This is a genomic window from Providencia sp. UF-224 (genome assembly GCF_058245955.1).
On record NZ_JBSICC010000145.1, the window covers coordinates 1 to 257 of the forward strand.

Below are 257 nucleotides of genomic sequence, written 5' to 3' on the forward strand. Positions count from 1 at the left end.
GAGTGTTTTGAGCGCATTTAATTCTTTAACGCACGTATTTAAATGGGCAAATGATTGCTGATCAGCACCATTTTCACCATAGCTTGTTGATGCTATTGGTGTACGACTAATGGCACTATTTAAAACTTTTTGAGATTCAGGGTATGTGTTATCGGTCTGACCTGAATTAGTATCCGCCGTTGGTTGTGTTACCGGCTGAGCGGGACTTGTATTGACTGTCTGTTTACTTGGGGTATTCGGTGTTGCTGTATTGTATG

1 pseudogene is annotated in these 257 nt (G+C 41.2%); it reads right to left on the reverse strand.

Annotation, left to right across the window (positions count from 1 at the left end):
- Window positions 1-257: pseudogene (locus tag AC4IFO_RS23225) on the reverse strand (hypothetical protein); the annotation flags it as partial.